The sequence below is a fragment of the Piscinibacter sp. genome (assembly GCF_047600445.1).
In the GTDB taxonomy this organism is placed as follows: Bacteria; Pseudomonadota; Gammaproteobacteria; order Burkholderiales; family Burkholderiaceae_C; genus Piscinibacter.
On sequence record NZ_JASGKT010000002.1, the window covers coordinates 563,008 to 576,945 of the forward strand.

The following is a 13,938-nucleotide window of genomic DNA, read 5'->3' on the forward strand; positions in this document are numbered from 1 at the left end:
GGGCACCCTCGTCATCGGTGATGCTGGGCGTGCGGGGGCGGCGAGGCACCCCCTTGTTCGCCGCGTTCGTGCACGATGCACGCCGGCGTCGCGGCGCGCCGACGCGCGCGCCGCGCCTTCTCAGCCCGCGCGCGCGGCCAGGGCCGCGAGCAGCTTCGCGTGGATGCCGCCGAAGCCGCCGTTGCTCATGCACAGCACGTGGTCGCCCGGCCGCGCCGCGGCGACGATGCGCTCGACGAGCGGGTCGATGGCGTCGCACACCACGGCCTGCGCGCCCATCGGCGCCAGCGCCTCCTTCGCGTCCCAGCCCAGGCCGCCGCCGTGGCAGAAGGCGAGGTCGGCCTCTTCCAGCGACCACGGCAGTTGCGCCTTCATCGTGCCGAGCTTCATCGTGTTGGAGCGCGGCTCGAAGGCGGCGAGGATGCGCTCGTTGCCGACCTTGCGGCGCAGCCCGTTGACGGTGGTGCGCATCGCGGTCGGGTGGTGCGCGAAGTCGTCGTAGACCTTGACGCCGCCGGCCTCGCCGCGCAGTTCCAGGCGCCGCCGCACGTTCTCGAAGCCCGCCAGCGCGCGCGCCGACACCTCGGGCGCCACGCCGGCGTGCTCGGCCGCGGCGATCGCCGCCAGCGCGTTGAGCTGGTTGTGCTCGCCGAGCAACCCCCACTCGACGCGCGCCACCTTCAGGCTGCCGCGCAGCACGTCGAAGGCGTGCGGCTCGCCGCGCGCGCGCAGCGCGCCGGGCTCCTCGCGGCGCGCGCCGAAGCGCAGCACCTCGCTCCAGCAGCCCATCGCCAGCACGCGCTGCAGGCTGTCCTCGCGCGCGTTGACCACCAGCCGGCCGCGGCCCGGCACGGTGCGCACCAGGTGGTGGAACTGGCGCTCGATCGCCGCGAGGTCGTCGAAGATGTCGGCGTGGTCGAACTCGAGGTTGTTGAGGATCGCGGTGCGCGGCCGGTAGTGCACGAACTTGCTGCGCTTGTCGAAGAAGGCGGTGTCGTACTCGTCGGCCTCGATCACGAAGGGCGCGCCCCAGCCACCGCCCGCGGCGGCTGTCACGCTCCCGAGCCGTGCGGAGACGCCGAAGTTCAGCGGCACGCCGCCGACCAGGAAACCGGGCTGCAGCCCGGCGTGCTCGAGGATCCAGGCCAGCATCGAGGTGGTGGTGGTCTTGCCGTGCGTGCCGGCCACCGCCAGCACGTGGCGGCCCTGCAGCACGTGGTCGGCCAGCCACTGCGGGCCGCTGGTGTAGGGCGCTCCCGCGTCGAGGATCGCCTCCATCAGCGCATTGCCGCGCGTCACCACGTTGCCGACCACGAACAGGTCGGGCTTCAACTCGATCTGCTTCGCGTCCCAGCCTTCGATCAGCTCGATGCCGAGCGAGCGCAGCTGGTCGCTCATCGGCGGGTAGACGTTCGCGTCGCAGCCGGTGACGCGGTGGCCGGCCTCGCGCGCCAGCGCCGCCAGGCCACCCATGAAGGTGCCGCAGATGCCGAGGATGTGGATGTGCATGGTGTCAGTGCCGCAGCGCGCGGCGCGCGGCTTCGATGGTCGCGGCGATGTCGTCGTCGCCGTGGGCCGCGCTCATGAAGCTCGCCTCGTACAGCGCGGGCGCGAAGTACACGCCCGCCTCCAGCATGGCGTGGAAGAAGGCGTTGAAGCGCTCCTTGTCGGTCGCCAGCACGGCCGGATAGTTCTGCGGCAGGCTCTCGGCGAAGAAGAAGCCGAACATGCCGCCTTCGCAGTCGCCCGTCATCGCCACGTCGGCCTCGCGCGCCGCGGCCAGCAGGCCGTCGAGCAGCGCCCTGGTCTTCGCCGCCAGCGCGTCGTGGAAGCCCGGCTTGCGGATCTCGCGCAGCGTGGCCAGCCCGCAGGCGGTGGCCACCGGGTTGCCCGACAGCGTGCCGGCCTGGTAGACCGGCCCGAGCGGCGCGAGCTGCTCCATCACCGCGCGCCTGCCGCCGAAGGCCGCCAGCGGCATGCCGCCGCCGATCACCTTGCCGAACACGCTCAGGTCCGGCGCGAAGCCCGGGATCGCCTTGGCGTACAGGCTCTGCGCGCTGCCCAGCGCGACGCGGAACCCGGTCATCACCTCGTCGAACACCAGCAGCGCGCCGTGTCGCGTGCACAGCTCGCGCAGCCGGGTGACGAAGGGCACGCTGGCGCGCACGAAGTTCATGTTGCCGGCGATCGGCTCGAGCATCACGCAGGCGATCTGCGGCCCGTGCAGCGCGAAGGCCTCCTCGATCTGCGCCAGGTTGTTGTACTCCAGCACCAGCGTGTGCTGCACCACCTCGGCCGGCACGCCGGCGCTGGTGGGGTGGCCGAAGGTCGCCAGGCCCGAGCCGGCCTTGACCAGCAGCGCGTCGGCATGGCCGTGGTAGCAGCCCTCGAACTTGACGATCCTGCTGCGCCCGGTGGCGCCGCGCGCCAGGCGCAGCGCGCTCATCGCCGCCTCGGTGCCCGAGCTGACGAGGCGGATCTGCTCCATGCTGGGCACCAGCGACAGGATCTCCTCGGCCAGTTCGATCTCGCGCTCGGTCGGCGCGCCGAACGACAGGCCGTCGGCCACCGCCTTGCGCACCGCCTCCAGCACCGCCGGGTGGCCGTGGCCGAGGATCATCGGGCCCCAGGAGCCGATGTAGTCGATGTAGCGCCTGCCCTCGGCGTCGAACATGTAGGGGCCTTGCGCGCGCGCGATGAAGCGCGGCGTGCCGCCCACGGCGCGGAAGGCGCGCACCGGCGAGTTGACGCCGCCGGGGATGACACGCTGGGCGCGCTCGAACAGCCCGGCGTTGCTTTGGGGATCAGTGGACATGGCGCGGGCCCTTGGGGCTCTGGTTGTCGTTGCCGGCGTCTTCGGCCGGCGGTTCGCCTTCCTCGCCCTCCTCGGGGCCCGGCAGGGCCCAGAAGAAGCGGTCGGGCACCACGTTGCCCATGCCGGGGCGGAAGCCCGCGTCGAGCGACTGGTCGAGGAAGGTCAGCGCCTCGCCGACCGCCGCGTGCAGCTCGGCGCCCGAGGCCAGCAGCGCGGCCAGCGCGGCGGCCAGCGTGTCGCCCGCGCCGACGAAGGCGACCTCGAAGCGCTCGAACTTCTCGCCGGTGATCGCGCCCTGCGCCGAGGCCAGCACGTTGTCGAGGAACTGGTCGGCGCCGGCCTTGCCCGCCGGCAGCACCACGCTGGTGACCAGCACGTAGCTCGCGCCGTGCCCGGCCGCCGCCACCGCCAGCTCGCGCGGCGAGGCCGGGCGTTCGTTTTCCCACTCGGGCAGCAGGAAGTCGGTGAGCGCCTGGTGGCTGCCCACCAGCACCTCGGTCTGCGGCAGCACCAGCTCGCGGAAGGCGTCGAGGTAGGCCTGCTGCGCGTCTTCCTCCAGCCACGACAGGCCGGGCAGGTAGGCCACCAGCGGCACGTCGGGGTAGTCGGAGAGGATCTCGGCGACCGCGCTGACGCCCTCGGCCGAGCCGAGGAAGCCGACCTTCCAGCCCGAGATGGTCACGTCTTCCAGGATGCTGCGCGCCTGCTCGGCCACCACGTCGGCGTCGATCACGTGCTGGTCGAAGACCTCGGCGGTGTCGCGCATCACGATGGTGGTGACCACCGGCAGCGCGTGGGCGCCCATCGCGGCGATGGTGGCCACGTCGCCGGCCAGGCCGCCGGCGCCGCTGGGGTCACTGGCGTTGAAGCTCATCACGCAGGCCGGCGGCGGCTGCTCCTGCGGCGTTTCGCCGCCGGCGGTGTCGGGGGAGGTGTCTGGGCTCATGGCGGGGGTCTGCGTGCGCCGGAATCGGCTCGGAAAGGGCTTCGGCGAACTTACAGACGAACGTGAAGAAAGTTGCGTATGTGCCTACGCGGCCTTGATTTTTTGTCAAATCGCGTGGCTACAATCCGGTTCCATTGCATTGTAGTGAAGGCGAAGGCGCGTCGTGAGCGAACCCCGAACCTGGATGTGCCTCATCTGCGGATGGATCTATGACGAGGCGGCCGGGGATCCGGAGCACGGCATCGCGCCGGGCACGCCGTGGGAACAGGTGCCTATGAACTGGACCTGCCCGGAGTGCGGCGCGCGCAAGGAAGACTTCGAGATGGTGCAGGTCTGACGCCGCCGCCGGCCCGACGAAGGCCGCGTCGCGTGTCCGCTCTTGTCGACGAGGAGAACGCTCGGTGAGCAATCAAGCCCCCGCCGCTGGCGCAGGCATCAAGGTGCTGGTCATCGACGACAGCAACACCATCCGCCGCAGCGCGGAGATCTTCCTGAAGCAGGGCGGGCACGAGGTGCTGCTCGCCGAGGACGGCTTCGACGCGCTGTCCAAGGTCAACGACCACGACCCCGACCTGATCTTCTGCGACATCCTGATGCCGCGCCTGGACGGCTACCAGACCTGCGCGATCATCAAGCGCAACGCGCGCTTCGCCTCGGTGCCGGTGATCATGCTGTCGTCCAAGGACGGCCTGTTCGACAAGGCGCGCGGCCGGATGGTCGGATCGGAAGACTATCTCACCAAACCGTTCACGAAAGATCAGCTCCTGCAGGCGGTGGCGCAACACCGCCGTGGCGCATGATCCATTTTTGTCACGAACTGGAATTCCCATGCCGATCCAGAAGATCCTGCTGGTCGACGACTCCAAGACCGAGCTGCACCACCTCTCCGAGCTGCTGACCAAGCGCGGCTACGCCGTGCGCACCGCCGAGAACGGCGAGGAGGCGATGCGCCGCCTCGGCGAGGAGAAGCCCGACCTGATCCTGATGGACGTGGTGATGCCCGGCCTGAACGGCTTCCAGCTCACCCGCGCGATCACGCGCGACGCGCGCTTCACCGACGTGCCCGTGATCATGTGCACCAGCAAGAACCAGGAGACCGACAAGGTCTGGGGCATGCGCCAGGGCGCGCGCGACTACATCGTCAAGCCGGTCGATCCGGACGAGCTGGTCTCCAAGATCCGCGCCTTCGACTGACGACTCGACGACCACAGCGACTCCATGGCCAAGAAGGAAGCCCTGCGCGAATTGCAAAGCCGGCTCGCCGAGCGGCTGCAGGCGGCGCGCACGCAGCAGCGCGGCAGCTCGTGGCTGGCCGTCGAGGTGGCCGGCCACGGCCTGCTGTTCCCGCTGCGCGAGGCCGGCGAGATCTTCGCGATGGCGCCGCTGGTGCCCGTGCCGCACACCCACCGCTGGTTCATGGGCGTGGCCAACCTGCGCGGCCACCTGCACGGCGTGGTCGACCTGGCCGGCTTCCTGGGCGTCAAGGCGGCCGAGCCGGTGGCGCAGCAGGCGCAACTGGTCGGCTTCAACCAGGCGCTCGACCTGAACTGCGTGCTGCTGGTCGACCGCCTCGCGGGCCTGCGTGGCGAAGACCAGCTCGTGCGCGAGGCCGCCGACGCCGCGCCGCGGCCGGCCTTCGTCGGCGCGCGCTTCCGCGATGCCGCCGGGCGCACCTGGCAGGAACTGAGTCTCGCCGCCCTGGCCGGCGACGAGGCATTTCTGAAGATCGTCGGCTGACCCGCTCAACCGCTCAACCAGAAGCACACGAGGAAACCATGAGCTTCCTGAACAAGATCAAGGGATTGGGGGGGCGCAAGGACGGCGCCGACCTGGACACGCTCGAGCAGGATCGCTTCGACGAGCCCGGCCGCGACGACCTGCCCCTGCCCGGCGCGGGCGGCACGGTGGCGCTGGACGTCGGCGCGCTGCACCAGCCGACCGCGCAGATGGACAGCTCCATCATCACCGAGGCCGCGCCGTCGGAATACGCCGAGCTGGCCGAGTCGCGCGGCGCCTCCGGTCCCGAGACCCTGGCCGCGGCGGCGGGCGGCCTGCCGGTGATCGGCGGGCGCCCGGTCGGCGAGCAGCAGCGCATCCTCGGCGGCCTGGTGCTGCTGGGCGTGATCGGCGTGATCGCGACCACCATCCTCTCGCTGAGTTCGGCCAGCAAGGGCTCGGCCCAGGTGGGCGCCACCGGCCAGGCGCTGATGCAGTCGCAGCGGCTCGCGAAGTCGGTGTCGCAGGCGCTGATCGGCAGCCCGCAGGCCTTCCCGGAAGTGAAGGAGAGCTCCGACGTGCTGGCGCGCACCGTGCGCGAGCTGAAGACCGGCGAAGGCGCGCTGGCCGCCGCGCCGGCCGACGTGCAGGGCCTGCTCGACCCGCTGCTGCCGCTGGTCGACCGCGCCGAGAAGAACGCCACCACCGTGCTGGCGCAGCAGAAGATCCTGACCCAGGTCGGCCAGGCGCTGCGCAGCATCAACCGCCAGTCGTCCGACCTGCTCGAGATCGCCGAGACCGTCTCCTCGCTGAAGCTGCAGCAGGACGCCTCTCCGGCCGAGCTGTCGGCGGTCGGCCAGCTCGTGATGCTGACGCAGCGCATCGGCAAGTCGGCCAACGAATTCCTGACGATGGAAGGCGTGTCGCCCGAGGCGGTGTTCCTGCTCGGCAAGGACCTGAACTCGTTCCGCGAGATCGCCACCGGGCTGCTCGAAGGCAGCCAGGAACTGCGCCTGCCCGCCACGAAGGACGCGCAGACCAAGGAACGCCTGACCGCGCTGCTCAAGCAGTACGAAGAGACGCGCACGCAGGCCGGCGCCATCCTGGGCAACCTGCAGGGCCTGGTGTCGGCGCGCGAGGCGCAGGTCTCGATCATCGGCGACAGCGAACCGCTGCGCACCGGCCTGGAAGGCGTGCAGGAGGCGCTGGCGCGGCAGACCGGCTTCGGTTTCGGCAGCTTCCTCGCGCTGCTGCTGTTCGCCGCGATGATCGTCGTCGGCGGCGTCGGCTTCCTGCGCCTGTACGTGCGCGACCAGGCGCAGCGCGCCCAGCTCGCCGAGACGCAGCGCCTGGAGGCCGAGCGCCAGGAGCAGGAGGCCAAGCGCGTCAACGACGCCAACCAGGCGGCGATTCTGCGGCTGATGAACGAACTGCAGACGGTGGCCGAAGGCGACCTGACGCAGCAGGCCACGGTGACCGAGGACATCACCGGCGCCATCGCCGACTCGGTGAACTACACCGTGGAGGAACTGCGCTCGCTGGTGTCGCAGGTGCAGGGCACGGTGACGCGCGTGACCGAGACCACGCAGCAGGTGGAAGCCACCTCGACCGAGCTGCTCGCCGCCTCCACCGAGCAGCTTCGCGAGATCCGCGACACCGGCGAGTCGGTGCTGCAGATGGCCGGCCGGATCAACGACGTGTCGGGCAAGGCGCAGGAAACCGCCCAGGTGGCGCGCCAGTCGCGCGACGCCGCCGAGCAGGGCCTGCGCGCGGTGCAGAACACCATCGGCGGCATGAACATGCTGCGCGACCAGATCCAGGAGACCTCCAAGCGCATCAAGCGCCTGGGCGAGTCGTCGCAGGAGATCGGCGAAATCACCGAGCTGATCTCGGACATCACCGAGCAGACCAACGTGCTGGCGCTGAACGCCGCCATCCAGGCGGCCTCGGCCGGCGAGGCGGGACGCGGCTTCTCCGTCGTGGCGGAGGAAGTGCAGCGCCTGGCCGAACGCTCGGCCGACGCGACGCGCCAGATCGCCGCGCTGGTCAAGACCATTCAGACCGACACGCAGGACGCCGTGGGCGCGATGGAGCGCAGCACGCAGGGCGTGGTCGAGAACGCCCGCCTGTCCGACGCCGCCGGCACCGCGCTGGGCGAGATCGACCGCGTGTCGCGCGAGCTGTCCGACCTGATCGCGCAGATCTCCAACCAGGCGCAGGAAGAGGCGCGTTCGGCCAACGTGGTGGCCTCGAACATCCAGCACATCTTCGCGGTGACCGAGCAGACCGGCGAGGGCACGCGCTCGACCGCCGCGATGGTGCGCGAGCTGTCGCGCACCGCCGAGGAACTGAAGCAGTCCGTCGCCCGATTCAAGATCGAGTGACCCGCCCCGCCTGAGACCCGAGCACCGCATGGACACGCGAACCGCCCCGAATGCCACGACGCGGGGCGCACCCGCCGATGACCTGAGCGCCCTGGCCTGGGTGCAGGAAGAGCTGCGCCGCACGCTGGAGGCGGCGCACAAGTCGCTGCGCCGCTGCCTGAAGGAGGCCGAGGCCGTCGGCGGCTCCGATGTCGACACCGTCGACCCGGCCGTGCTGCGCAGCGCGCGCAGCGCCATCCACCAGGGCGCCGGCGCGCTCGAGCTGGTGGGCCTGCCCGACGCCGCGCTGGTGCTGCGCGCCAGCGAGTCGCTGGTGCAGAAGTTCGTCGCCAAGCCGCACAAGCTGACGCCGCAGGTGGTCGAGCAGGTGGAGCACGCCTCGTTCGCGCTGCTCGACTACCTGGCGCGGCTGCTGGCCGGCAAGCCGGTGTCGGCGCTGGCGCTGTTCCCTCAGTACCGCGCCGTGCAGGAAGCCGCCGGCGCCGAGCGCATCCACCCGGCCGATTTGTGGAACGTCGACTGGCGCTGGCGCGAGATCGCCTCCGACCCCGGCGTGCCGCCGCGCGCGCTCGACGACGCGACGCGCACCGCGATGGAAGGCCACCTGCTGGGCATCATGCGCACGCCGCAGCCGGTGCTGGCCGCCGCGCGCATGAGCGAGGGCTGCGCCGGCCTGGGCGCGGCCGCGGCCGACCCGCAGGTGGCGACGCTGTGGAAGCTCGCCTCGGCGGTGTTCGAGGCGCAGGCGCAGGGCCTGCTCGGCTTCGACGTGTTCAGCAAGCGCGTCGCCTCGCGCCTGCTGGCGCAGTACCGCGTGCTCGAACGCGGCCAGAACGAGGTCTCCGAGCGGCTCGCTCAGGACCTGCTGTTCTTCTGCGCGCAGGCCGAGTCCCCCGGCGACGGCAAGCGCGCGCCGCGCCTGGCCGCGGTGCGCCAGGCCTATGCGCTGGCGCACCACGTGCCGGTCGACTACCAGGCCAGCACGCTGGGCCGCTTCGACCCGGCGGTGGTCGTGCAGGCGCGCAAGCGTGTCGCCGCCGCGAAGGAATCGTGGCAGGGCGTGGCCGGCGGCGAGCTGCATCGCCTGTCGGGCCTGAACGAGCAGTTCGCGCTGGTCGGCGATTCGCTCAAGCGCCTGTTCCCGCTCGGCGAGGCCTTCGCCGCCGAGCTGCAGATGGCGGTGGCGCAGACGCTGCAGAAAGGCGCAGCGCCCGAGCCGCAGCTCGCGATGGAAGTGGCCACCAGCCTGCTGTACGTCGAGGCGGCGCTGGAAGACTCCGATTTCGACAACCCCGAGCAGGCCGAGCGCGTGCGCCGGCTGGCCGACCGGCTCGGCTCGGTGCGCGACGGGCGCAGCCCCGAGCCGCTCGAGCCGTGGATGGAGGAGCTGTACCGCCGCGTCTCCGACCGCCAGACCATGGGCAGCGTGGTGCAGGAGTTGCGCGCCTCGCTGGCCGAGACCGAGAAGGCGATCGACCAGTTCTTCCGCAACCCCGCCGGACGCGAGGTGCTGATCCCGGTGCCCAACCAGCTCGGCGCGATGCGCGGCGTGCTGTCGGTGCTGGGCGTCGAGCAGGCCACCGCCGCGCTGCTGCGCATGCGCGACGAGATCGAGGGCCTGATCCAGACCGAGGTCGACCCGGCGCGCGTCGCGCAGACCGGCCTGTTCGACCGCATCGCCGGCAACCTCGGCGCGCTCGGCTTCCTGATCGACATGCTCAGCGTGCAGCCGCAGATGGCCAAGTCGCTGTTCGTGTTCGACCCGCGCAGCGGCACGCTGGACCCGGTGATGGGCCGCGGCCCGAGCACGCGCCACGCGGGCAGCGTGCCGCCGGTGGAGCCGCGCCTGATCGAGCAGGCGCAGAACCTGGCGATGGCCGCCGACAACCCCGAGGTGCCGGTGGCCGAGGTCGCGCGCGACCTCGAACGCCTGTCGCACGAGGCGCACATGGCCGACCAGGACAGCCTGGCCGACACCGTGGACCGCACACGCGAGGCGCTGGCGCGCGCCGCCGACGCCGACGACCGCGAGGGCGTGGCCTCGGTGCGCGGCGAGCTGACCGACATGCTGGTCGACTTCGTGCACAGCAGCTCCGAGCCGATGGGCCTGGAGCCCGAGATCGCCGAGCTGCGCGCCGCGCCGCTGCCGCCCAGCCTGCCGGCCGTCGAGTCCGAGCTGGCCGAAGACGACGAGATGCGCGAGGTCTTCCTCGAGGAAGCGCGCGAGGTGATCGCCGACGCCCGCGGCGCGACCGAGGGGCTGGCGCAGGCGCCGTCCGACGTGGCGTTGACGACCACGGTGCGGCGCGCCTTCCACACGCTCAAGGGCAGCTCGCGCATGGTCGGGCTGAAGGAGTTCGGCGAAGCCGCCTGGGCCTGCGAGCAGATCTACAACACGCAACTGGCCGAGAGCCGCGCCGCCGAGCCGGCGCTGATCGCGTTCACCCAGTCGGTGTTCGGCGAGCTGTCGGGCTGGGTCGAGGACATCGCCGCGCGCCGCGACGCGGCGCGCAGCGCCGCCGGCATCAAGGCTGCCGCGCAGCGCCTGAGCGCGGGCGAGGCGCCGCCCGAGGTGTCGTTCGAGCTGAACCTGGGGGCGCTCGACGCGGCTCCGGCCGCCGAGCCCGCCGCCGTGCCCTCGGTTGCCGACCTCGACCTGGACATCGCCGCGCCGGCCGACGACGGCTTCGACCCGCAGGCCACGCAGCCGCTGCCGCTGGCCGAACTGCCCAGCGACGCGGCCGCGATGCCGGACCTGTCGCTCGACCTGATCGACCTCGATCTCGGCGAGGCGCCGGCGCTGCCGGAAGTCGCCGAAGCGGCCCCGGCCATCGAGCCCGAGCCCGTGCCGACCGAAGACGACAACGTCAAGGTCGTCGGGCCGCTGCGCATCGGCATTCCGCTGTTCAACATCTACCTCAACGAGGCCGACGAACTTTCGCGCCGCCTGACCACCGAGGTGGCCGAGTGGGCGATGGAGCTGCACCGCCCGATCGGCGAGACGCCGATCGCGCTGGCGCATTCGCTGGCCGGCAGCTCGGCCACGGTCGGCTTCAACGACCTGTCGCACCTGGCACGCGCGCTCGAACACGCGCAGGCGCGCTCGCAGGCGATCGGCCACGGCACGCCCGAGGAGGCACGGCTGTTCGTCGACACCGCGGAGGAGATCCGCCGCCTGCTGCACCAGTTCGCCGCCGGCTTCCTGAAGGAGCCGCAGCCCGAGCTGCTGGCGCGGCTGGCCGAGCACGAGCTGGAATCGGCGCGCCGCCTGGAGGCCGCCACCGCCGCCGCCGAACTGCCGCCGGCCACCGGCCTGGGCGAGCTGGACGTGGCGCCGCCGATCGAGCGCATCACCCTGGACGCCGCGCCGCCCACCGAGCCCGCGCCGCTGACCGCGCCGGCGCCGTTCCAGAGCAGCGGCCCGGGTACCACCTCGTTCGGCGTGCTCGACGCGCGCATCGATGCGCTCGGCGTGACCGAGCTGAAGCCGCTGCCCGAGCTGCCGGCCGCGCCAGCGCTGCCGGTGCGCGAGATCCCCATCGAAGGCACCGAGGACATCGACGCGGTCGACGCGGTCGATGCCGAGCTGTTCCCGATCTTCGAGGAAGAGGGCCAGGACCTGCTGCCGCGCCTGGCCACCGAACTGCGCGACTGGGCGCGCCGGCCGGCCGAGACCAGCCACGCCGCCGCCTGCATGCGCACGCTGCACACGCTCAAGGGCGGCGCGCGCCTGGCCGGCGCGATGCGCCTGGGCGAGATGGCGCACCGCCTGGAGACGCGCATCGAGCAACTGCTGGCCGACACGCCGGTGGCCGCCGCCGATGTCGAGCAGCTCCAGTCGCGCGCCGACGGCCTGAGCCAGGTGTTCGAACTGCTGCGCGCCCGCGACGCGCAGGCCTACGCCGAGGCCGCCGCTGCGGTGTCCGCCGCGCCGGAACCGCGCGTCGCGGAGCCGCCGGCGGCGCCCGAACCGGTGGCCGAGGCGCAGCCGGCCGCCGAGCCCGAGTTCGTGGCCGAGGCGCCCGCGCCGGCCGCTGCCGACATCGCCCCCGAGGCGGTGCCCGCCGAGCCGCCGCCGGCCGCCGCCGTGGCGGCGCCGGTGGCCGGGCTGGTGCCCATCGACTGGTCGCGCTTCGCGCTCGGCGGCGCCAGCGCGCGCGTGGTGGCCGACAAGTCGCACAGCGCCGCGCAGACCGCGGTGCGGGTGCGCGCGCCGCTGCTCGACCGGCTGGTCAACCAGGCCGGCGAGGTGTCGATCACGCGCTCGCGCATCGAGTCGGAGGTGGGCCAGATCCGCGGCTCGCTGGCCGACCTGACCGAAAACCTCGAACGCCTGCGCCAGCAGCTTCGCGACATCGAGCTGCAGGCCGAGACGCAGATGAGCTCGCGGCTGGAGGCCGCCAAGGCCGCCTCGCAGTCGTTCGACCCGCTGGAGTTCGACCGCTTCACGCGCTTCCAGGAGATCACGCGCATGATGGCCGAGTCGGTCAACGACGTGGCCACGGTGCAGCGCACGCTGCAGCGCTCGCTGGACAGCACCGAGGACGAGCTGGCCACCCAGGCGCGCCTGACGCGCGACCTGCAGGACGACCTGCTGCGCACGCGCATGGTGGAGTTCGAGGGCCAGTCCGACCGGCTGTACCGCGTCGTGCGCCAGGCCGCCAAGGAAACCGGCAAGCAGGTGCGGTTGGACATCGTCGGCGGCTCGATCGAAATCGACCGCGGCGTGCTCGACCGCATGGTCGGCTCCTTCGAGCACCTGCTGCGCAACAGCGTGACGCACGGCATCGAGGCGCCCGAGGCGCGTGTGGCCGCCGGCAAGGACGCCGCCGGCGCGGTGCTGGTCACGGTCACGCAGGAAGGCAACGAAGTCGGCATCGAGTTCCGCGACGACGGGCGCGGCCTGGACCTGCCGCGCATCCGCGCCAAGGCCGAGGCGATGGGCCTGCTCGGCGCCGGCCAGGAAGTCGGCGACGCCGAACTCGCCAACCTGATCTTCTCGGCCGGCTTCAGCACCGCCGAGAGCGTCACCGAACTGGCCGGCCGCGGCGTCGGCATGGACGTGGTGCGCTCGGAAGTCAACGCGATGGGCGGCCGCATCGAGACCGCCACCGCCGCCGGCCAGGGCAGCTCGTTCAAGCTGGTGCTGCCGCTGACCACGGCGGTGACGCAGGTGGTGATGCTGCGCTGCGGCGAGGCCACCGTCGCCGTGCCCTCGACGCTGATCGAGATCGTGCGCCGCGCCACGCCAGCCGAGATCCAGCAGGCCTATGCCAGCGGCAGCTACGAGCTGGGCGAGCGCGTGCTGCCGTTCTTCTGGCTCGGCGCGCTGCTGCAGCTCGGCGCCGCGCCGCAGGAAGGCTCCGGCCGTACGCGCCCGGTGGTGGTGGTGCGCAGCGCGCAGCAGCGCGTGGCACTGCACGTCGACGAAGTGCTGGGCAACCAGGAAGTGGTGGTCAAGAACCTCGGGCCACAGCTCTCGCGCCTGCCCGGCCTGGCCGGCATGACGCTGCTCGCCTCGGGCGCGGTGGCGCTGATCTACAACCCGGTGGCGCTGGCCACGCTGTACGGCGACGCGGCGCGCGCCGCGACCTCCGCCGCGCTGCACGGCGAGCCGGCCGCCGGCGCGCCGCAGGCGCCCAGCGCGGCGCGGCCCGAGCCGCAGATCGCCGCCGCGCCGCTGGTGCTGGTGGTCGACGATTCGCTGACGGTGCGCCGCGTCACCCAGCGCCTGCTGGTGCGCGAGGGCTACCGCGTCGTCACCGCCAAGGACGGCATCGACGCGCTCGAACGCCTGGCCGAGGAGCGGCCGCAGGTGGTGCTGTCGGACATCGAGATGCCGCGCATGGACGGCTTCGACCTGGTGCGCAACATCCGCGGCGACGCGCGCCTGCGCGACCTGCCGGTGATCATGATCACCTCGCGCATCGCGCAGAAGCACCGCGATTACGCCGCCGAGCTGGGCGTCGACCACTACCTCGGCAAGCCGTACTCGGAAGAAGACCTGCTGGCGCTGATCGGACGCTACACCGCCGTCGCGTCGGCCGGCGCGGCGTGACGCAGGCGCGGCGGCTTCC

Annotated in this window: 9 protein-coding genes; 6 read left to right on the forward strand and 3 right to left on the reverse strand. The window is 72.2% G+C overall.

All coding sequences use genetic code 11. The features are described 5' to 3' along the window. Nucleotides 1–120: 120 nt before the first annotated feature. Genes mpl through thiD form a run of 3 tightly spaced genes read right to left on the reverse strand, consistent with a single transcriptional unit; the run spans nucleotide 121 to nucleotide 3,761 of the window. A complete protein-coding gene (gene mpl / locus QM792_RS06665; RefSeq protein WP_415148637.1) occupies nucleotides 121–1,509 on the reverse strand; it encodes a UDP-N-acetylmuramate:L-alanyl-gamma-D-glutamyl-meso-diaminopimelate ligase in 1,389 nt (462 codons plus the stop codon). A 4-nt stretch (nucleotides 1,510–1,513) separates the two neighbouring features. Then, complete coding sequence (hemL, locus tag QM792_RS06670; protein WP_415148639.1) at nucleotides 1,514–2,815, reverse strand: glutamate-1-semialdehyde 2,1-aminomutase; 1,302 nt, start codon at nucleotides 2,813–2,815, stop codon at nucleotides 1,514–1,516. After that, complete coding sequence (gene thiD / locus QM792_RS06675) at nucleotides 2,805–3,761, reverse strand: bifunctional hydroxymethylpyrimidine kinase/phosphomethylpyrimidine kinase (RefSeq protein WP_415148640.1); 957 nt, start codon at nucleotides 3,759–3,761, stop codon at nucleotides 2,805–2,807. The genes hemL and thiD overlap by 11 nt, the downstream gene beginning before the upstream one ends. A 184-nt stretch (nucleotides 3,762–3,945) precedes the next feature. On the opposite strand from thiD, the gene QM792_RS06680 reads away from it, so the two are divergent. The 6 genes from QM792_RS06680 to QM792_RS06705 all read left to right on the forward strand — a co-directional run bounded on the left by QM792_RS06680 (nucleotide 3,946) and on the right by QM792_RS06705 (nucleotide 13,919). Then, nucleotides 3,946–4,098, forward strand: a complete 153-nt coding sequence (locus tag QM792_RS06680) for a rubredoxin (protein WP_374365422.1) — start codon at nucleotides 3,946–3,948, stop codon at nucleotides 4,096–4,098. Between the two features lie 64 nt (nucleotides 4,099–4,162). After that, nucleotides 4,163–4,561 (forward strand): response regulator, encoded by a 399-nt coding sequence (locus tag QM792_RS06685; protein WP_415148641.1) that lies wholly within the window; start codon nucleotides 4,163–4,165, stop codon nucleotides 4,559–4,561. Nucleotides 4,562–4,589: 28 nt separating this feature from the next. Beyond that, nucleotides 4,590–4,955 carry a response regulator gene (locus QM792_RS06690; RefSeq protein WP_415148643.1) on the forward strand — a complete coding sequence of 122 codons (366 nt, stop codon included), beginning with the start codon at nucleotides 4,590–4,592 and terminating at the stop codon, nucleotides 4,953–4,955. Nucleotides 4,956–4,979: 24 nt separating this feature from the next. Then, nucleotides 4,980–5,498, forward strand: coding sequence for a chemotaxis protein CheW (locus QM792_RS06695; RefSeq protein WP_415148644.1), 519 nt, complete (start codon nucleotides 4,980–4,982; stop codon nucleotides 5,496–5,498). Between the two features lie 38 nt (nucleotides 5,499–5,536). After that, entirely contained in the window at nucleotides 5,537–7,861 is a 2,325-nt protein-coding gene (locus QM792_RS06700) for a methyl-accepting chemotaxis protein (RefSeq protein ID WP_415148645.1), read from the forward strand. 28 nt (nucleotides 7,862–7,889) lie between these two features. Beyond that, on the forward strand, nucleotides 7,890–13,919 hold the full coding sequence (locus QM792_RS06705) for an Hpt domain-containing protein (RefSeq protein ID WP_415148647.1): 6,030 nt from the start codon (nucleotides 7,890–7,892) through the stop codon (nucleotides 13,917–13,919). Nucleotides 13,920–13,938: the final 19 nt, after the last annotated feature.

What these genes read in the sequence shown, in the direction of transcription:
- thiD (WP_415148640.1), bottom strand. Translation starts at nt 3,761, where the DNA reads ATGAGCCCAGACACCTCCCCCGACACCGCCGGCGGCGAAACGCCGCAG.
- hemL (WP_415148639.1), bottom strand. Translation starts at nt 2,815, where the DNA reads ATGTCCACTGATCCCCAAAGCAACGCCGGGCTGTTCGAGCGCGCCCAG.
- QM792_RS06690 (WP_415148643.1), top strand. Translation starts at nt 4,590, where the DNA reads ATGCCGATCCAGAAGATCCTGCTGGTCGACGACTCCAAGACCGAGCTG.
- mpl (WP_415148637.1), bottom strand. Translation starts at nt 1,509, where the DNA reads ATGCACATCCACATCCTCGGCATCTGCGGCACCTTCATGGGTGGCCTG.
- QM792_RS06700 (WP_415148645.1), top strand. Translation starts at nt 5,537, where the DNA reads ATGAGCTTCCTGAACAAGATCAAGGGATTGGGGGGGCGCAAGGACGGC.
- QM792_RS06705 (WP_415148647.1), top strand. Translation starts at nt 7,890, where the DNA reads ATGGACACGCGAACCGCCCCGAATGCCACGACGCGGGGCGCACCCGCC.
- QM792_RS06695 (WP_415148644.1), top strand. Translation starts at nt 4,980, where the DNA reads ATGGCCAAGAAGGAAGCCCTGCGCGAATTGCAAAGCCGGCTCGCCGAG.
- QM792_RS06680 (WP_374365422.1), top strand. Translation starts at nt 3,946, where the DNA reads ATGTGCCTCATCTGCGGATGGATCTATGACGAGGCGGCCGGGGATCCG.